Raw genomic sequence first — 19168 nt, forward strand, 5'->3', positions numbered from 1 at the left:
GCGAACAGGAACATGGCGATGGCGCTGCCCCTCATTGCCCTGCCGGGCATTTCTCCCCGTATAGTGACGGGGAGAAAGAGGCCTGCGCCGAAGTTTTCGCCAAATTCGAACGCTGCAGAAAAGCCGCCGTGGGCCGTGACAGCCCCCTTCTCCCCGTCGCTATACGGGGAGAAGGTGCCGGCAGGCGGATGAGGGGCAGCGCCGTGCTCGCCAAGAAATTCCTGCGCCGTTCAGCCATCGCCGCCGCCTCCCTCTCCGGCTTCGCAGCAATCGCCGCCGCCACCCTTTGGCAGCTCGACCGCGCCTTTCCGCCGCCGCTGCCGGCGGCGCTGACGGTATCGACCGAAGTCCAGGACCGCGACGGCCAGCTGTTGCGGGCCTTTGCCACGCCGGACGGCTATTGGCGGCTCGCCACCCGCCTCGATCAGGTCGACAGACAGTTCGTCGACATGCTGGTGACTTACGAGGACAAGCGCTTCTGGGACCATCGAGGCGTCGACGTGCTGGCGCTGGCCCGCGCCGCCGGCCAGTTCGTGACCAATGGCCGAATCGTCTCCGGCGGCTCGACGCTGTCGATGCAGCTCGCCCGGCTGACCGAACCGCGCGACAGCCGCAGCCTCGGCTCCAAGCTCAAGCAGCTGCTGCGCGCCCTGCAGATCGAGCGGCGGCTCAGCAAGCGCGAGATCCTCGAACGCTATCTGACGCTGGCGCCCTATGGCGGCAATCTCGAAGGCGTGCGCGCCGCCTCGCTGGCCTATTTCGGCAAGGAGCCGAAGCGGCTGGACGTCTCGGAGGCGGCGCTGCTCGTCGCGCTGCCGCAACTGCCGGAAAAGCGCCGGCCCGACCGCAACCTGGCAATCGCCCAAGCCGCCCGCGACCGGGTGCTGACGCGCATGGTCGCATCAGGCCTGCTCGGCGAGCGCGAGGCCGCACGTGCCGCGCTTGACGATGTTCCTGCCAGCCGCCGCCCGCTGCCGGCACTCGCCGCCCATGCCGCTTATGCAGTGCTGCCCCGGGCCGTCCCCGGCCAGAAGCTGCGGCTGACGATCCGCAAGAGTGTCCAGGAAGGGCTGGAACAGGTGGCCAGGGATGCCGCCGCCAGGCTCGGACCTCGCCTGTCCGTCGCCATGGTGCTAGCCGACGCCCGCACCGGCGACATCCTCGGCGAAGTCGGCTCCGCCGACTATTTCGACGCCAGCCGCTCCGGCTGGATCGACATGACCAAGATCGTCCGCTCGCCCGGTTCGACGCTAAAACCGTTCATCTACGGGCTCGCCTTCGAGCAGGGATTGGTGGCGCAGGAAACGCTGATCGACGACAGGCCGACGGATTTCTCCGGCTATCGGCCGAAGAATTTCGACATGGGCTATCAGGGCGACGTCAGCATCAGGCAGGCGCTGCAGCTGTCGCTCAACGTGCCGGCGATCAGTGTTCTCGACGCGGTCGGGCCGGCGCGGCTGCTCGCGCGCTTCCGGAAGGCCGGCGTCACGCCGATCCTGCCCGTCAACAAGGCGCCGGGTCTCGCCATCGGCCTTGGCGGCGTCGGCGTGACGCTGCGCGACCTCGTCCAGCTCTATGCCGGGCTCGCCAATGGCGGCAAGGCACACACGCTGCATGACGGCACCGAGCCGGCGAATGCCGAGCGCTCGACCGCTACCATCCTCAACGATCAGGCGAACTGGCAGATCACCGACATATTGTCGGGCGTCAAGCCGCCCGAGGGCGCCGCCCGGCGCGGCATCGCCTACAAGACCGGCACCTCCTACGGCTACCGCGATGCCTGGTCGGTCGGCTTCGACGGGCGCTATGTGCTGGGCGTCTGGGTCGGCCGCCCCGACGCCGGCGCGGTGCCCGGCCTGTCCGGCTATGTCTCGGCCGCACCGATACTGTTCGAGGGCTTTGTCCGCTCCGGCCTGGCTGCCGTGCCGCTGCCAGGCCAGCCGGCCGGCGTCACCAGACCCAGGCGCGACGATCTGCCGGTGACATTGGCGCGCTTCGGTTCTGGCGCCGACGGCCTGGTCCAGGCGACGCCGACCGAGCCAGCGCCGACGATCATCTTTCCGCCCGACGGCGCCCACGTCGATCTCGCCGCCACCACCGCCGACGCCACGCCACTGGTGCTGAAGCTGCAAGGCGGCCGCGCCCCGTTCCGCTGGCTGGCCAACGGCAAGCCGCTGGTCGGCATCGACCGGCGGCGCACCGCGACCTGGCAGCCGGACGGCGCCGGCTATTCGACCCTGACCGTGATCGACGCGGCCGGGCGCGCGGCCAGCGTGAAAGTGTTCGTTGAATAGAATGCGCCAAGCGATTCAGGGAATTGGCTTTCCATTAGGTCGGCGAGTAAGCAGGACACGCTCGACTCCTCAGGCCATTGCCGAGGCGCGACCTGTCTCCAGATAGATTGCTTCATGTGCCCGGATTCGGCACTGCAGCGTTGCGTGGAAAGAATTTCTTCGTGATCCCGAAAGCCGGCGAAAAAATGCTTCATAAGGCCGAAAAAAGCAACATTGATTGCATCTAATTTCTACCAATTCAGTAGATTGAGGTGATCTCAACGGAGGCGGAAATGACCAATCCTCATTTCAGGAAACTGCTCGGCGCACTGGTCGCCACATCTGTCCAGTTCGGCACGCTCGGTTTCGCGTTTGCCGATACCACCATCCTCAACGTGTCGTATGACCCGACGCGTGAGCTTTACAAGCAATTCGACGAGGCCTTCGCCGCCCACTGGCAGGCCGAGACCGGCGAGACGGTAACCGTCCAGCAATCGCATGGCGGCTCGGGCGCACAGGCCCGCGCCGTGATCGACGGCCTCGACGCCGACGTGGTGACGCTGGCGCTCGAAGGCGACATCAACGCCATCGTCGAGAAATCGAAGAAAATCAATCCCGACTGGCGGACCAAATTCGAGAACAATTCGGCGCCCTACACCTCGACCATCATCTTCCTCGTCCGCAAGGGCAATCCGAAAGGCATCAAGGACTGGGGCGATCTGGTCAAGGACGACGTCCAGGTGATCACGCCCAACCCCAAGACTTCGGGCGGCGCACGCTGGAACTATCTCGCCGCCTGGGCCTATGCCAACGCCAAGGATGGCGGTGACGAGGCCAAGACCAAGGAATTCGTCGGCAATCTCTACGCCCATGTTCCGGTGCTCGACACCGGTGCGCGCGGCGCAACTGTGACCTTCGCGCAAAAGGGGCTGGGCGATGTGCTGCTGGCCTGGGAAAACGAGGCCTATCTGGCGCTCGACGAATTCGGCGCCGACAATTTCGATATCGTCTACCCGCCGACCTCGATCCTGGCCGAGCCGCCGGTCGCCGTGGTCGACGCCAATGTCGATGCCAAGGGCACGCGAAAAGTCGCCGAAGCCTATCTGAGCTACCTCTACTCCAAGGAAGGCCAGACGCTGATCGCCAAGCACCACTATCGTCCGTCGAAGCCGGATTTGGTACCGCCAGAGGACCTCGCCAAACTGCCTGAGATCAAGCTGATCACCATCGACGATCCGCTTTTTGGCGGTTGGAAGAAAGCACAGCCTTACCATTTCGGCGACGGTGGTATATTCGACCAGATCTACAAGCCGGCCCAGTAGACCCGTTAAGCTAGATTCTAGATCAGGACCACATGACCACAGCACCCGCCAAGGCGGGGTGGCGGTTCAGACAGCCGAGCGTCATTCCGGGTTTCGGATTGACGCTCGGCTTCTCGCTTGCCTACCTCACGCTCATCATCCTCATTCCCCTGTCAGGGCTGATCTGGCGATCGGCCGCGCTTGGCTGGGCCGATTTCTGGGCGATCGCCACCGACCGCCGCACCATCAACGCGCTTGAAATCAGTTTTGGCACCGCCTTCATTGCCGCCATGGTCAATGTCGTCTTCGGCACGATCGTCGCCTGGGTGCTGGTGCGCTACAACTTTCCGGGCCGCCGCATCGTCGATGCCATGGTCGACCTGCCCTTCGCCTTGCCGACGGCGGTGGCCGGCATCGCGCTGACCACGCTCTACGCGCCGAGTGGCTGGCTCGGCAGCCTGCTGGCGCCGCTCGGCATCAAGGTCGCCTATACGCCGCTCGGCATCGTCATAGCGCTGATCTTCATCGGCCTGCCTTTTGTCGTGCGCACCGTCCAGCCGATCATGGAGGAGATCGACAAGGAGGTCGAGGAAGTGGCCGCCACGCTCGGCGCCAATCGCTTCCAGACCATCGCCCGGGTTCTGCTTCCGGGCCTGGCGCCGGCCATCGTCACCGGTTTCGCGCTGGCTTTCGCGCGCGGCGTCGGCGAGTACGGCTCCGTCATCTTCATCGCCGGCAACCTGCCCTACAAATCCGAGATCGCGCCGCTTCTGATCGTCATCCGGCTGGAGGAATACAATTATGCGGCGGCGACCGCGATCGCGGCGATCATGCTCGCTTTGTCGTTCGTGATGCTGCTGGTCATCAATCTGGTGCAGACGTGGAGCCGCAAGCGCTATGGCTGATCCGGAGATAAAATCCTACACACCGCACCACGAAAGCCAATCGGCGGCAGTGACCGAAAGCCGCCCGGCGAAAGCCGTGCTGATGATCGTGACCTTTGCCTTCCTCGGCATTTTCCTGCTGTTGCCGCTGATCGTCGTCTTCAATGAAGCCTTCGCAAAGGGCCTCGGTGCCTATACCGAGGCGCTGACCAACCCCGACACGCGTTCGGCGATCCACCTGACGCTGCTGGTGGCGGCGATCTCGGTGCCGCTCAACATCGTCTTCGGCGTCTCCGCCGCCTGGGCAATCGCCAAGTTCGAGTTCAAAGGCAAGGCCTTCCTGACCACGCTGATCGACCTGCCGTTTTCGGTTTCGCCGGTCATTTCCGGCCTGGTCTATGTGCTGTTGTTCGGCGCGCAAGGCCTGTTCGGCGCCTGGCTGAAGGCGCATGGCATCGTCATCCTGTTTGCCGTGCCGGGCATCGTGCTGGCCACCATCTTCGTCACCTTCCCGTTCGTCGCCCGCGAACTGATCCCCTTGATGCAGGAGCAAGGCAATGGCGACGAGGAGGCGGCGCTGTCGCTCGGCGCCAATGGCTGGCAGGCGTTCTGGTACGTGACGCTGCCCAACGTCAAATGGGGGCTGCTCTACGGGGTCTTGTTGTGCAATGCCCGCGCCATGGGCGAGTTCGGCGCGGTCTCCGTCGTGTCGGGCCACATACGCGGACTGACCAACACCATGCCGCTGCATGTCGAAATCCTCTATAACGAATACAATGCCGCAGCCGCCTTCGCCGTCGCTTCACTGCTTGCGGGCCTGGCGCTGGTCACGCTGGTCTTGAAAACACTTCTCGAGATGCGCTACGGCGCCGAGCTCGCCGCGACGCGCGGACACTGAAAAAAGGGACGGTTGATGGAAGTTCGCGTTGCCAACGTGCGTAAGGAGTTTGAGCGGTTTCCGGCGCTCCACGACGTTTCGCTCGACATCAAGTCCGGCGAACTGATCGCGCTGCTCGGGCCATCCGGCTCCGGCAAGACGACGCTGCTCAGGCTGATCGCCGGGCTGGAGCGGCCGACGAAAGGCAAGATCTTCTTTGGCGAGGAGGATGCGTCGCAAAAGTCGATCCAGCAGCGCAATGTCGGCTTCGTTTTCCAGCATTATGCGCTGTTTCGCCATATGACGGTCGCCGACAATATCGGCTTCGGCCTAAAAGTTCGGCACGGGCCGTCACGGCCGTCGGCGCAGGAAATCCGCCGCCGTGCCTCAGAGCTTCTCGACCTCGTCCAGCTTTCCGGCTTGGAAAAGCGCTATCCGGCTCAGCTTTCGGGCGGCCAGCGCCAGCGCGTGGCGCTGGCCCGCGCGATGGCGATCGAACCGGCCGTGCTTTTGCTGGACGAGCCGTTCGGCGCGCTCGACGCCCAGGTCCGCCGCGAACTGCGCCGCTGGCTGCGCGACATCCACGACGCCACCGGCCACACCACGGTCTTTGTCACCCATGACCAAGAAGAAGCGCTCGAGCTTGCCGACCGCGTCGTGGTGATGAGCCAGGGCAGCATCGAGCAGGTCGGCACCGCCGACGAAATCTACGACACGCCGAATTCGCCCTTTGTCTACGGCTTCATCGGTGAATCGAGCGCGCTTCCGGTCAACGTCGAGGACGGCCAGGTCTGGATCGCCGATCGCCCGATCGGGCTGTCGGCGCCGCAGGCGCCGCGGGGCGAAGCAACGCTGTTCTTCCGCCCGCACGATGTCGACCTGGTGGACGAATGCAATGGCTGCATCGCCGGCACGGTCGCCGCCAGCCGCCGCGTCGCCGGCACCAGACGGGTGGAGCTCGAAATCGGCGGCGAGCGCCAGCGGGTCGAGATCGAGCTGCCGGTCGACCATCCGGCGGCGCAGAAGAGCCGGGTAGCGTTCAGGCCGCGGCGCTGGAAGCTTTTTCCGGCTGCTTGATCCCCTTCCGGCGCTACTCAGCCAGTTCTCGACCTTCAGGCCCTTGATCCGGTTGAACTCTCCCATGTTGGCGGTTACCAGGGTGGTGTCCAGCGCGTAGGCGTGGGCAGCAATAAAAAGGTCGTTTTGGCCAATAGTGGCTCGGCCCGCCGGGTCTCGGATCATGTCGCTGACAAGTTGGTGTCCAGCATGAGCCGCATTAAAAAATTCTTTCGGATTTGACAGGCATGTCGTCGGTTCCGGGGAAGTCGTCCTCGGGACCGAGCGGTGGCTCTTGCGCCCATTGCGCGAGCCGCGCCGAGAGGCCAGTGTCGCGATGCAATCGTCTTGCCAACGCATGGGGACCGCTGCCCAGGTGCTTCGCAAGACCCCGGGTGAAAGAAAATCCTAGCAACGGCCTGGAATGGGAACATTTTTCTCGCGAGGGCGTGGTGAAGCCGCTCTGCGTGTCTCGTCGCCCACCATGCCTTGCCGCTATGGTGGGAATAAGCGCACTGCATCGGAGCCCTGTTTTCATGAAGCGATTTTTGCTTGGCGTCGCCACATTGGCCGGCCTGTTCCTCGCATCCTCCCAAGCCTGGTCGGCCGACAAATTGCTGAACGCGTCCTATGATGTCGGCCGCGAACTGTTTGCGCAGATCAACAAGGCCTTCGTCGCAGAGCACCCCGGCGTGACCGTCGACCAGTCGCACGCCGGGACGTCGGCGCAGGCGCGTGCCATCGCCGAAGGCCTCGGCGCCGATGTCGTCACCTTCAACCAGGTCCTCGACATCGACTTCCTGGTCTCGAAGGGGCTTATCTCCGCCGACTGGCAGAAGGACTTCCCCGACAACGCCTCGCCTTTCTATTCGCTGCCGTCCTTTTTGGTGCGCGCCGGCAACCCGAAGAACATCAAGGATTGGAACGATCTCGTGCGCGACGACGTCCAGGTGATCTTCCCCAACCCGAAAACGTCGGGCAATGCGCGCTACACCTATCTCGCGGCCACCGCCTACGCCAAGGAGGCCTTCAAGGGCGACGACGCCAAGGTCAAGGAATTCGTCACCAAGCTGTTCAACAACGTGCCGATCTTCGACTCTGGCGGGCGCGCCGCCACCACCACCTTCGTGCAGCGTGAGATCGGCGACGTGCTGATCACATTCGAGTCGGAAACGCGCGGCGTCCGCAGGGAGTATGGCGATGACAAGTTCGAGCAGGTGACGCCCTCGGTCAGCCTGCTGGCGGAGTTTCCGGTGGCGATCGTCGACACGGTCGCCGACGAGCATGGCACGCGTGACCTCGCCAAGACCTATCTCGACTTCCTCTACACGCCGCAGGGCCAGGACATCGCCGCCCGCAACGGCCTGCGGGCTCGCGACGCGGCGGTCGCCACCAAATACAAGGCCGAGTTTCCCGACGTCCGGCTGCTGACGGTCGAAGATGTCTTCGGCGGCTGGGCCAAGATCCAGGCCGAGCATTTCGCCGCCGGCGGACTGCTCGACCAGACCTATGGCAGCCGCTGAAGCAAGCGATCTTCGAAATCGATAGAAAACCGGCTTTTGCCGGCCTTCTTCGTTTTTCGCGCTCCGGACAGGTGATTTCCCGCACGTTCCCAGCGCGCCGTCCAAAACGTCACGAAGAATCAACGTGTTTGTGCCTACTGTGCCCGCGGACGGCTTGTTTCGCGAAACTGCATTGCGCGACAAAACGTCATGATTTGCACACAAACAACCGCCAGATGCGGGCGGTTGGGGTTTTCATGAACTGAATCGGGCATGCTTACCAAAAAAGGCAAATACGGCCTCAAGGCCCTCGTGCATCTGTCAGGCTTGCCGGTCGGCCAGCTGGCGTTCGTCAACGACATTGCCGTCGCCAACAACATCCCGAAGAAATTCCTGGATGCCATTCTGGGCGAATTGCGCAATGCCGGATTCGTCCAGAGCCGCAAGGGCAAGGAAGGCGGCTATCGCCTCGCCCGCCCGGCCTCCGAGATCAAGATCGGCCATGTCGTGCGCGTCCTCGACGGGCCGCTGGCGCCGATCCCTTGCGCCAGCCGTACCCAATATCAGCGCTGCGATGATTGCGACGAGGCGACATGCCAGGTCCGGAACATGATGCTGGAGGTGCGCCATGCGATCGCCGAGGTGCTGGACAATCGCAGCCTCGCCGCCATGCGCGACGCCGACAATGACGATTTTCCAGTCGAACTGACGTCACAGATCTGATCTGGCGTCTTGAAGCGGAATCGGCGCCAGCGAACCCTCATGAATTCGACTCGAACAGGCTTGTGACGTCGGCGACGATATCGGCGATCGGACGCGTCGCATCGAGCGTCAATGCATTCTCGTCGGCTGCCGGCCGTTCGAGCGTGGCGAACTGGCTGTCGACCAGGCTTGCCGGCATGAAATGGCCCTGGCGGGAGCCGACACGCTGCTTTGCGGTCGCCGGATCGATTTCCAGGTAGAGGAACAAAATGTCCTGGCAAAAGCCGCGCAGACGCTCGCGGTAACTGCGCTTGAGCGCCGAGCAGGCGGCGACGACGCTCTGCCCATCGCCGACCGGTCCGGCAATGCGCAGGCCGATCGCGTCGAGCCAGCCTTCGCGCAATGCGTCGGTCAGCGGCTCGCCGCTTGCCATGCGTGCGACGTTTTCCGGTGGATGCAGCCTGTCGCCCTCGACGAAGACAGCGCCCAATGCCGCCGCCAGCGCTTCGCCGACCGCCGACTTGCCACAGCCGGCGACGCCCATCACCACGACGGCCGGTGCGGGCCGAATGCGTTTCCTCTGCATTTGTGCTGTCTTTTCGTCCACGATGCGGGTCAGCGGCTCGCCGGCGCGCGGCCGTAAAGCAGGAGCATGGCGACGATGACGACGCCATAGATGATCTGCCGCCCCGCCTCCGGCATCTGCATGACGGAAAGAATGGATTGCAAAAGCGTGATCAGGATGACGCCCGCGACCGTGCCGAGATAGGAGCCGCGGCCGCCGAGGATCGAGGTGCCGCCAAGCACCACCGCAGCGATCGACGGCAGGAGATAGGCGTCGCCCATCGACTGCGCCGCCTTGGAGGCATAGCCGGCCAGAAGGACGCCGCCGAAGGCGGAGAGGCCGCCGGATACGGCGAAGGCGATCAGCACCACGCGCCGCGTGTCGATGCCGGAGAGGTAGGCGGCGCGCTCGCGGTTGCCGATGCCGTAGACCGTGCGGCCGAAGCCGGTGCGGGTCAGCACGAAAACCATCGCAGCACCGATCAGCGCCCAGATGACGACGGCATTGGGCACGCCCGGAATGGCAAAGCCGGTCGCCAGATAGCGCATCGCCCGGGTCGCCGAATCCTGTGGCGAGAAGCCGCCGGTATAGACCACCATCAGCCCTTGCGCGACGGCATTGGTGGCGAGCGTGATGATCATCGAGGGAATGCGCAGATAAGCGACGCCGATGCCGTTGACGATGCCGATCGCGACGCCGCAGAAAATGCCGAACGGGATCGCCAGCGCCACGCCGAGCGGGCCGTAGGCGGCGGCCGCACAGGCCATCATCGCGCCCGTCGCCACCGACCACGGCACCGACAGGTCGATCTGCCCAAGCAGGATGACCAGCATCATGCCGGTGGCGATGACGCCGAGAAACGACGCCACCTTGAGCTGCTGCAGCAGATATTCCGGCGACAGGAAGCTGCGCGAATAAAGGCTGCCGACAAACAGCAGCAGCACGATGCAGGCAAAGGCGGTCAGCACCGCAGGGTCGGCGCGGCGGATGAATTTCGGCATGCGGCCGGCGATGCCGGCGATGGTCGTTTCGCTCACAGGAACCACTCCAGCCGGTTGCGGACCCTGAACAGGGCGAAGGCGCCGAGGCTGACGGCGATCAGCAGGATGACGCCCTGGAACAGCGGCTGCCAGAGCGGATCGAAATCGAAGACGAAGAGCAGGTCGCCGATGGTGCGGAAGGCGAGCGCGCCGAAAATCGCGCCGATGGCGCTGCCCTTGCCGCCGAACAATGAGACGCCGCCGAGCACCACGGCGGCGATCGAGAACAGCGTATAGGCATTGCCGCTGGCATAGGCCGCCTCGCCCGTATAGGTGAAGAAGGTCAGGAACAGCCCGCCGATCGCGGCGAGCAGGCCGGCCAGCGCATAGGCGGCGAATTTTCCCCGGCGGATCGGCACGCCGGACATGTAGGCTGCCATCTCCGAAGATCCTGCGGCATAGGCCGCGCGCCCAAGCACCGAGCGGCTGAACGGCACCCAGACGACGAGCACGATGGCCAGCAGCGCCACCAGGCTCGCCGGCACCACGCCGAACAGCCGCCCGGTCAGCGCGTCGGCAAGATCCTCATTGACCGAACCGCCCGGGAACGGTCGCAGCAGCAGCGCGATGCCGAAATAGACCGCGCCGGTGGCGATGGTGGTGACGATCGGCTGCAGCCGTCCGTAGATGACGATGGCGCCGTTGATCGCCCCGCACAGCAGCCCGGTGCCGAGCACCGCGACGACACCGAACGCGGTCTCGATGCCGGTGCCGATGACCAGCCATGAGGCCAGGCAGTTGGTCAGCAGAAAGATCATGCCGACGGAAAGGTCGATGCCGGCGGTGATCACCACCAGCGTCTGCGCCATGGCGACGAAGGCAAGCAACACGCCCTTGTTGGAAGCCGTCTGCACGACATTGGCGGTAAAGCCGGCCGGATGGTTCGAGGTGTAGATCGTGAACATCACGATGAAGATGCCGAACGCCAGCAGCGTTCCGCGTTGTTCGGCAAGCCAGTAGCGCCAATCCTTCACGCGTCTGCTCCTCGGGCTGGCGTCTTCGCCATGCCTTTGACTTTCATCTCTTCGCCATGGATGTTGAGCGCGCTGGCGATCAGCGCCCGCTCGGTGATCTCGGCGCCGACCAGCGCGCGCTTGACCGCCCCGTCATAGAGCACCAGCACCCGGTCGCAGCAGCCGATCAGCTCGTCATAGTCGGTCGAGTAAAACAGGATCGCCGCGCCCTGGTCGGCAAGCTTGCGCATCAGCTGATACAGTTCCTGCTTGGTGCCGACGTCGATGCCGCGCGTCGGGTCGTTGAGCAGGATGATGCGCGGCTGCCGCATCAGCCATTTGGCGATGACCACCTTCTGCTGGTTGCCGCCGGACAGCGCGCCAACCGGGATGTCGAGGCCGGCCGTCTTGATCGCCAGCAGGGCGACCATTTCGTCGATCAGCCGCTGCTCGGCGGCACGGTCGATGATGCCGGCCCTGGATAACCGGTCGAGTGCGGCAAAGGAGAGGTTTTCGCGCACCGTCATCGGCAGCATCAGGCCTTCGGTCTTGCGGTCCTCCGGGATCAGCGCCATGCCGATCCGGTCACGGCGGGCCTTGGCCGGGCTGGCGATCGCCACCGGCTTGCCGTCGATCAGTATCTGGCCGCTGAGGCCGCGCAGCACGCCGAAGAAGGCGAGCAGCAATTCGCGCTGGCCCTGGCCGTCGAGACCGCCGAGGCCGACGACCTCGCCTGCCCCGACCGTGAGCGAGATATTGTCCAGCCGGTCGGTCCACGACAGTTTTCGCGCCTCAAGCACCGGAGCGGTTATAGCCGGGGCGCGCACCGGCTTCGGTGGAAAAATATGGCTGTATTCGCGGCCGATCATCAGCTCGACGACTTCATTGTCGCTCTTCGAGCCCGCAGCATAGCTGGCGACGTTGCGGCCGTTGCGGTACACTGTGCACTGGTCGGCCAGTTCGGCGATCTCGTTCATCCGATGCGAGATGTAGAGCAGCGCCAACCCTTCCGAGCGCAGCCGCTTCAAGACGCCAAAAATCTTGGCGACGTCGGCCGCGGTCAGCGCCGAGGTCGCCTCATCGAGGATCAGGATGCGCGGCTTCCTGGCAAGTGCTTTGGCGATCTCGACCATCTGCCGTCTTGAAAGCGGAAGGTCCTTGACCAGCGCCAGCGGGTGGATGTCGGCGGCGCCTGCACGCGCCAGGGCTTCCTCCGCGATGCGCCGCTGCGCCTTGCGGTCGATCATGCCGAACCGTTTCGGCGGATCGGAAATGACGATGTTGTCGGCGACGCTGAGTTCGGGGACGAGCGACAATTCCTGGAAGATGCAGACGATGCCGGCCTGGTTGGCCGCGGCCGGCGACGCGAAGCTCACCTCGCTTCCGTCCAGCATCATGCGGCCTTCGTCAGGCGCGACGACGCCGGCCATGACCTTGATCAGCGTCGATTTGCCGGCGCCGTTTTCGCCGAGGATGGCGTGGATGCTGCCTGGCGTGACCGAAAGCTCGGCCTTTTCCAGCGCCCGCACACCGCCATAGCGCTTGGATATGCCCTCCATGCGGAAGAGCGGAACCGCACCGTCCATCGGCCCCTCCCAAGGCGCTTTTTCTTCGGGACCGGCGCCGCGGAATACCCGCGGCGCCGAGCGACCAGCCTACTGGTTCTCCTTGCTCTGGCCCATGATTTCCTGCGCGGTGAAATTGATGCCGCAGGTCGGGAAGGAATTGCCGACGAAGAAATTGTCGGACTGGTCGGGGAAATAGTCCTCGCCCTCCTTGAGGTTCGGATCCTCGACGATCGCCAGCGGCAGCTTCACCGCCTGCGGGACGACCTGGCCTTCGAGCGCGGCGATCGCCGTCTTGATGGCAACCGCCACCTGGGCGGGTCCGGTTCCGGCCGACGAGCATTTCAGCCCTTCTGAGGCAAACTTGGCGCAGAATTTGCGAAAGCCATTCTCCGTTTCGCCGCCGAACGGCACGAACGGATGCTTGGCGTCGATCATCGCCTGGACGATGCCGGTGTCGCCGCCCTGCCCGGTGACGCCGTCGAAGGGACCGTTGGTGGCGATCGCGTCGGCCGTAGCCTTTTGCGCGACGCCGTCGTCCCATTTGCCGACGACTTCGGTGACCTCCCACTTCTTGCCTGAAGCGTCGAGGGCCTCATGGATGCCGTTGTGGCGGTCGGTGTCGACCGACGTGCCGGCAACGCCGCGCACCTCGAGGAGCTTGCCGCCATTGGGGATATGCTTGATCAGCCAGTTGGCCCACAACTCGCCAAGGCCTTTCTGGTCGACATTGACGTTGATGGCGTCCTTGGTGTCGAGGATGTTGTCGAAGGCGACCAGCACGACGCCGGCTTGCTTGGCACGCTTGATGACCGGACCGAATGCCGTCGGATTCTGCGCGTTGACAACGATCGCGTCATAGCCGGAATCGATGAAATTATTGATCGCCGAAATCTGTGCCGGCACGTCTTCGCCGGTCGAGACGACTTTGAATTCCTTGAGCTTGGCCGCGACTTCCGGCTGCGCCGCATAGGCTTTTGCCGTCTGCACCATCTGGATGCGCCAGGTGTTGGCGATGTAGCCATTGGCGAGCGCGATGCGGTACGGGCCTTCCTTCTTGGGGAACTTGAAGAACTGCGTGTCGGCGGCCCATGGCGCGAAGCATTCCGGCTCGGCGGATGGGCCTGCGACGATTTCCGGTTCGGCGAGCGCCGACGAACTCAGCATGACGAATGCAGTGGCGGCGACGACGCCACCTACGAGTGACTTGATCATCGATATTCCTCCCAGTTGCAGTTTCTGATTGTTCTTACGCGTCTCGCGTGCCTGGCTCGGCACCTCCTGCCTTGCCGTCGCGCTTTCAGGGTGGCCGAATGCCAACCCGATCTCCTCCCTCGTGGCTCAGTAAACCGGAATAAAAACTATCATATTATACATAATAAACAAGCATCAGCTGTCGCTTATATATAATAAACAGACTTTCGCTGTTTCGCGAGCTTTCGCCTGGATACAACTGGTAGCGCTACCATGACGTACAGTAAAGCGGGATTTCGCGATGCCTGCAAGCGCTTTCAGCGGCCAGTGCTTTCAGCGGCCAGTGCTTTCAGCGGCCAGTGCTTTCAGCGGGAAGTGCTCTCACGGCACTTGAGTTCGAAGCCGAGATCGACGACCGGGTCTTGCGGCCGCTTGCCTGCAATCGCCGCGAGCGCCATGGCGACCGACAGCCGGCCGATCTCGTAGCGAGGCGTCCGGACGCTGGTGACGGAGGGGAAAGCCACTTCCATCATGTCGAGATCGTTGAAGCCTGTGATGCCGATCGTCTTCGGCACGGCGATCGAGGCGCGGTGGCACTCGAACAGCGCGCCGAGCGCGATGTCGTCATTGTTGCAGAAAACCCCGTCCAGCGTCGGCACCTTGGCCAGCGCGTCGCGAAACAATTCGCGCCCAAGCGTCACGCTGGACGGCACTGGCGTGGTGGTGACAAGCCGCGCGTCGAACAGGCCGGCCGCCTCCATCGCCGCGCGATAGCCGGCCAGACGCCGCTGCGAGCGCGGGTCCATGCGCGCGCCGATGAAGCCGATGCGGCGATAGCCCATTTCGATCATGTGCTCCGTCGCCGCCCTGCCGCCGTCGAAATGCGAGAAGCCGACCATCATGTCGACCGGATCGGGCCCGGTTTCCATGACCTGCACCACTGGGCAGCCGGCCGTCTCGAGCAGTCTTCGCGAAATTGGCGTCTGGTCGATGCCCGCCACGATCAGCGCCGCCGGGCGCTGCGGGCCGAACACCTGCAGCAGCCGTTCCTCCTCGAGGCCGGAATAATGGGTGTTGCCGAACTGGATGCGGTAGGAGCTGTCCGACAGGCTGTCATAGATGCCGCGCAGCACTTCGGCAAAGACGCTGTTGGTGAGCGACGGCACCAGCACGCCAAAGACCTCGGCGCGCGCCGAAGCCAATGCTCGCGCATTCGGGTCGGGCAGATAGCCGAGCTCATCGACAGCCGCCTGGATCTGGCGGCGCAGATCCTCCGAAACGCGCCCCGGCTCGCGCAAGGCGCGGGAGACGGTGATGGCGCCGACGCCGGCCTTGCGCGCGACATCTGCGATCGTCGGACGGCCGCCGCCACGGCGCGAGCGCGGTTTGGTCATAGCCTGGTCTCGAACGCGGCGCCCTCGCCGAAACGCGGCCGCGAAATGCTGTTCAGCGTCTTTGCCACTGTCGCCATGCCAACCCGACTTGCCGCACCCGTCTGGCGTCGCGCAGCCTTGGCCCATTGTCAAGCGAACCGGCCAAGACAGTGCCAGCACAGCTACCCCAAACTCAGGTAGCGCCACGGTTTGAATTTCGGCTGTGGGTGGCGAGCGGGCGTCTTGTCGGCCACCGTGCTCAGGCTTCTACGCCGTGCGTCGTCCGTTGCGCCACCTTGTGGCATAGGGCAAGGAGAACAGATAGAGACCGCTGAGCATGAGCAAGGTGAGCGGGATCAGCGGCATGAGATATACCCAGTAGGCGGGCTCGACACCTACCCCCAGGGTGATGAAGATGGCAGCGACGACCGCCGTAAAAATGATCGACAGCCAGCGGTGGAATTGCCGAATCCACGTGTTCCAGTTCATGAGCACCTCCTCTGAAGACGAGTTGAAGCGGATCGGGCGACCCGCTTGGCGGCCTTTCTTGCTACCTTGTTTCGTTGACAGACGTCTTGTTGAGCATTGCGTTTCGCCCGCAGATGCGTATGGCGCCGGCACGGCTATTCTATCCGCGACAGGACCTGCTCCAGCTTCGCAAAGAACCGCTGCCACCCGTGTTGGGCGCCCTGATAGTACTGCTGCTGATCCGGCCGGAAGCCCAACTGCTCCATGCGCAGATGGGTCCCCGTGCTCGTAGGGGTGAGCGTCCACGTGACGACGCTCCTGAGATCCTTGGTATCCCACGTGTAAGACAGCGTCTTGTTGGGCTCGACTGCCTGGACCTGACAGTCGACTGTCCCCCAGTCCGCGCTCAGATTGAAACGGTGCCCCTCGTCTGGCTTGAAATCGTTCTTCATCAGCCACTCCTCGATCAAATGTGATTGGGTGAGCGCGCGCCAGATCTTTTCCGGCGGAAAAGCGACCTCCCGTTCAACAATGACGGCGCGCATTTCGGTCTCGGTATTGGTCATTGGTCCATCCTTTTGAGCAGATCTTCGAGGTTATCGAACCGGCTTTGCCAGAACCCAGCCATTTGGTTTGTCCAGTCGATCAGCGGCGCCAAGGCGCCAAGCTCCGCGCTGTAGTGCGTGTTGCGGCCTTCGTGGCGATCGCGCACCAACCCGGCCTGCTTCAGCACCCCAAGATGCTTTGACACGGCCGGTTGCGAGATCCCGGCCCGAGCGGTCAGGGCCGCGACGGTCTGGTCTCCGTCGCGACACAGCCGCTCGAAGATCGCCCGTCGCGTCGGATCGGCAAGCGTTTTGAAGAGGATCTCGTGGGGCTGTGACATGGCGATCGATAACTCTCTGGCTATTGGAAACCAATAACCGCCGAGATATGTGTACGTCAAGCAGGAACCTGGACCGGGCTCCGCGTCACGGGGGCCTACCCCATGTCGCTGCCATCGCTCTGGCCAGCGGAAGGCCAGTGGGGTCAGTGCTCAGGCCATCGCCGCGGCGCTGCGCCGCGCCTTCCACAACAGCAGCACCATGGCCGCTATGTTCAACAGGTTCCAGGCGATGCCGTTGAGGAACGCGGCGGCGTAGGAGCCGGTCAGATCGTAGATCCAGCCCGACATCCAGCCGCCGATTGCCATGCCGAAGATCGTTGCCATGATTACGATGCCGACGCGCTGGCCGGCCTCTTTGGCGGGCATGTATTCGCGCACGATGATGGCATAGCAAGGCACGATGCCGCCCTGCGACAGGCCGAAGACCAGCGAGACGACGTAAAGCGACGCGAGCCCGTCGAAGGGGATGTAGAACAACAGCGACAGGGCTTGCAGCACCGAGCCGATCAGCAGGGTTTTCACGCCGCCGATACGATCGGCAAGGAAGCCGGACGCCAGCCGGCTGACGACGCCCGCCGCCATCATGATCGACAGCATGTCGGCGCCTCGCGCCACGCCGTAGCCGAGATCCATGCAATAGGCGACGATATGGACCTGCGGCATCGACATCGCCACGCAGCAGCCAAGGCCGGCGACGACGAGCAACACCTGCAGCGCTGCCGGTGACAGCGTGATCGGCTGGACCGGCCGGCTGCCAGGTGAACCGGGAGCGGCGGCATGTGGTGCGCCGCGCCTGAGCAGCGTGATCAGCGGCAGCATGGTGGCGAGGCAGACGACGCCGATCGCGGCATAGGTGAAGCGCCAGCCCTCGCTCTGTATGACGTAGGGCATTGCCAACGGCCAGATCACCCCGGCGAGATAGCTGCCGGCGGCGGCAGCCGTCACCGCGACGCCGCGGCGGCGGTTGAACCAGTGCGAGATGTCGGCGATCAGCGGCCCGAAAATCGCCGACGTGCCGACGCCGATCAAAAGTCCCTGGACAAGGGTGAACTGCAGGATCGAAGTGGTCAGCGACGCCAGCAGGAACCCGGTACCGAGCGCCACCGAGGCAATGAGCGCCGGTATCCAGTAGCCGATGCGGTCGATGGCGCGGCCGACCAGCACGTTGCCGACGGCGAAACCGGCCATGGTCGCGGTATAGGGCATCGAAGCGGCGGCGCGATCGACGCCGAATTCGGCCTGCATGGCGGGCAGCACCACGACCACCGCCCACATGCCGACACCGCCGATCGTCGCCAGCAGCATCGAGATGCCGAGCCGCAGCCAGGCATAGGCGCTGTCTATGCCGGGGCTGCTCGGCCGGCTGGAGGCGGTTGTGGTCAAGGCGTTTCCTGTCCGCGGTTGTGCGCAAGTCGACGTGTTCGACACCACTATCGGCAGGATTGGCGGCGCCGTGCAGCGCCACATCCGCAATTGCGTGGCTCCAGGGATTTTGAGCTGCAGTGGAACGGTGGCCGCCGTCCCGGAGTTTTTCATCAAACTTGCCAATAGGCCAATAGAAGGGAGAAGGAGCTTGTCATGACCGCGAAAAGGAAATGGTCGGCCGAGGTCACCGAGCACAGCGATGCGCTGGACCTGGAGGAACATATCTTCGAATCCCACGACCCCAAGAAGATCGCAGCCTCGCTGAAGCGATCGGCCGAGCACAGCGACCGGCGCAAGGCCGAGCCGTTCCAGTCCGCCATGTCGATGCTGAATTTCTACATCAACCGCGCCGGCACGAACCTGCCGGCCAAGCAGAAGAAAGTGCTGGAGGACGCCAAGGACGAACTGCGCGCCGCGTTTGGCCGCCCGAGAGAACACTGAGCAACGAGCGAAGCGCCGCGGCGCAGACCCTGGGAGCCATTCCGTGACAGCCGCCGCAGAATAAAAGCGCTCTGTAGCGATCCTTCGCGCCCGCCTCTGTCCTGCCCTCTTTGCCAAGACTCGACATCTCCCCCACTTGGGTCCCACTTGGGGGAGATCGGCAGCTTCGCGGACAGCGTCCGCAAGGTTGGTGATTGGCGAAATCAGTGATGAAGCCAATCTCCCTCCTTGTGGGGGAGATGTCCGGCAGGACAGAGGGGGGCGCTGTCCCTCCCGCGATCAAAGGTCCTGCACCGCAGCAGTGCTCCAAGGGTAACGATCGGGTGGGAGGGAGCCTTGCGGCGTCCCCCCTCCCACACCACCGTGCGTACGGTTCCGTACACGGCGGTTCATGAAGCGTGGTTTAGGCGTCGAAGCTCGTTTTGAAGCGAGATCAGCCCGAGCTTGTTGAAGAAGGCATTGCGGAAGGCATCGCTCATATGACTGGCCCCGGCATTCCACCACGGGCCGCGGCCGTTTGAGGCCCCGTCACGCGCACGCTGCTCCGTCAATCCTCGCTGCATCAGCCGCATGAACCGGGTGCATGGCCGTTTCCATTGCCGCCACAGGATGCAGCGCAACCTGCGCCGTACCCAGCGATCCAGTTCCTCGAGAACCCCCTTG

At 64.0% G+C, this 19168-nt stretch carries 19 protein-coding genes and 1 pseudogene; 8 read left to right on the plus strand and 12 right to left on the minus strand.

Going from position 1 to position 19168, the window contains the following annotated elements:
• Positions 1-188: 188 nt before the first annotated feature.
• From pbpC to BLT09_RS30880, 5 genes are all read left to right on the plus strand, one after another.
• Positions 189-2294, plus strand: coding sequence for a penicillin-binding protein 1C (pbpC, locus tag BLT09_RS30860; RefSeq protein ID WP_091600291.1), 2106 nt, complete (start codon positions 189-191; stop codon positions 2292-2294).
• A gap of 272 nt (positions 2295-2566) precedes the next feature.
• Entirely contained in the window at positions 2567-3595 is a 1029-nt protein-coding gene (locus BLT09_RS30865; RefSeq protein WP_091600304.1) for a sulfate ABC transporter substrate-binding protein, read from the plus strand.
• Between the two features lie 32 nt (positions 3596-3627).
• Entirely contained in the window at positions 3628-4479 is an 852-nt protein-coding gene (gene cysT / locus BLT09_RS30870; RefSeq protein ID WP_091600292.1) for a sulfate ABC transporter permease subunit CysT, read from the plus strand.
• The gene (gene cysW, locus BLT09_RS30875; RefSeq protein WP_091600293.1) at positions 4472-5356 is read left to right on the plus strand and encodes a sulfate ABC transporter permease subunit CysW; all 885 of its coding nucleotides are present in this window, start codon (positions 4472-4474) and stop codon (positions 5354-5356) included. Before cysT ends, cysW begins: the two co-directional genes overlap by 8 nt.
• A gap of 15 nt (positions 5357-5371) precedes the next feature.
• Positions 5372-6412, plus strand: coding sequence for a sulfate/molybdate ABC transporter ATP-binding protein (locus BLT09_RS30880; RefSeq protein ID WP_091600294.1), 1041 nt, complete (start codon positions 5372-5374; stop codon positions 6410-6412).
• Between the two features lie 18 nt (positions 6413-6430).
• Here BLT09_RS30880 and BLT09_RS35315 read toward each other — a convergent pair.
• Positions 6431-6550 (minus strand): annotated as a pseudogene (locus BLT09_RS35315) (type II toxin-antitoxin system VapC family toxin); the annotation flags it as partial.
• Positions 6551-6927: 377 nt separating this feature from the next.
• Here BLT09_RS35315 and BLT09_RS30895 point away from each other — a divergent pair.
• The gene (locus BLT09_RS30895) at positions 6928-7914 is read left to right on the plus strand and encodes a sulfate ABC transporter substrate-binding protein (RefSeq protein WP_091600295.1); all 987 of its coding nucleotides are present in this window, start codon (positions 6928-6930) and stop codon (positions 7912-7914) included.
• 252 nt (positions 7915-8166) lie between these two features.
• The gene (locus tag BLT09_RS30900; RefSeq protein WP_027154320.1) at positions 8167-8616 is read left to right on the plus strand and encodes an RrF2 family transcriptional regulator; all 450 of its coding nucleotides are present in this window, start codon (positions 8167-8169) and stop codon (positions 8614-8616) included.
• Positions 8617-8653: 37 nt separating this feature from the next.
• On the opposite strand, the gene BLT09_RS30905 is transcribed toward BLT09_RS30900, so the two are convergent.
• The 10 genes from BLT09_RS30905 to BLT09_RS30950 all read right to left on the minus strand — a co-directional run bounded on the left by BLT09_RS30905 (position 8654) and on the right by BLT09_RS30950 (position 18022).
• Complete coding sequence (locus BLT09_RS30905; protein ID WP_091600296.1) at positions 8654-9181, minus strand: gluconokinase; 528 nt, start codon at positions 9179-9181, stop codon at positions 8654-8656.
• 29 nt (positions 9182-9210) lie between these two features.
• Complete coding sequence (locus BLT09_RS30910; RefSeq protein WP_023798663.1) at positions 9211-10197, minus strand: ABC transporter permease; 987 nt, start codon at positions 10195-10197, stop codon at positions 9211-9213.
• On the minus strand, positions 10194-11174 hold the full coding sequence (locus BLT09_RS30915) for an ABC transporter permease (RefSeq protein ID WP_023798662.1): 981 nt from the start codon (positions 11172-11174) through the stop codon (positions 10194-10196). The genes BLT09_RS30910 and BLT09_RS30915 overlap by 4 nt, the downstream gene beginning before the upstream one ends.
• Complete coding sequence (locus tag BLT09_RS30920; protein WP_091600297.1) at positions 11171-12739, minus strand: sugar ABC transporter ATP-binding protein; 1569 nt, start codon at positions 12737-12739, stop codon at positions 11171-11173. The genes BLT09_RS30915 and BLT09_RS30920 overlap by 4 nt, the downstream gene beginning before the upstream one ends.
• A 69-nt stretch (positions 12740-12808) precedes the next feature.
• Positions 12809-13933, minus strand: coding sequence for a sugar ABC transporter substrate-binding protein (locus BLT09_RS30925; RefSeq protein WP_023798660.1), 1125 nt, complete (start codon positions 13931-13933; stop codon positions 12809-12811).
• A 344-nt stretch (positions 13934-14277) separates the two neighbouring features.
• Entirely contained in the window at positions 14278-15306 is a 1029-nt protein-coding gene (gene gntR / locus BLT09_RS30930; protein ID WP_091600298.1) for an HTH-type transcriptional regulator GntR, read from the minus strand.
• Positions 15307-15552: 246 nt separating this feature from the next.
• Complete coding sequence (locus tag BLT09_RS30935; RefSeq protein ID WP_091600299.1) at positions 15553-15774, minus strand: hypothetical protein; 222 nt, start codon at positions 15772-15774, stop codon at positions 15553-15555.
• 134 nt (positions 15775-15908) lie between these two features.
• Entirely contained in the window at positions 15909-16319 is a 411-nt protein-coding gene (locus BLT09_RS30940) for an SRPBCC family protein (protein WP_091600300.1), read from the minus strand.
• Positions 16316-16639 carry an ArsR/SmtB family transcription factor gene (locus tag BLT09_RS30945; RefSeq protein ID WP_091600301.1) on the minus strand — a complete coding sequence of 108 codons (324 nt, stop codon included), beginning with the start codon at positions 16637-16639 and terminating at the stop codon, positions 16316-16318. The genes BLT09_RS30940 and BLT09_RS30945 overlap by 4 nt, the downstream gene beginning before the upstream one ends.
• A 150-nt stretch (positions 16640-16789) precedes the next feature.
• Positions 16790-18022 carry an MFS transporter gene (locus tag BLT09_RS30950; RefSeq protein ID WP_091600305.1) on the minus strand — a complete coding sequence of 411 codons (1233 nt, stop codon included), beginning with the start codon at positions 18020-18022 and terminating at the stop codon, positions 16790-16792.
• A 195-nt stretch (positions 18023-18217) separates the two neighbouring features.
• On the opposite strand from BLT09_RS30950, the gene BLT09_RS30955 reads away from it, so the two are divergent.
• Entirely contained in the window at positions 18218-18505 is a 288-nt protein-coding gene (locus BLT09_RS30955) for a DUF3175 domain-containing protein (RefSeq protein WP_091600302.1), read from the plus strand.
• Positions 18506-18894: 389 nt separating this feature from the next.
• Here the strand turns inward: BLT09_RS30955 and BLT09_RS30960 are convergent.
• On the minus strand, positions 18895-19168 hold a 274-nt coding region (locus BLT09_RS30960), incomplete at its 5' end, for a group II intron maturase-specific domain-containing protein (protein ID WP_280141232.1).

This window comes from Mesorhizobium muleiense, assembly GCF_900099905.1.
Taxonomy (GTDB): Bacteria; Pseudomonadota; Alphaproteobacteria; order Rhizobiales; family Rhizobiaceae; genus Mesorhizobium; species Mesorhizobium muleiense.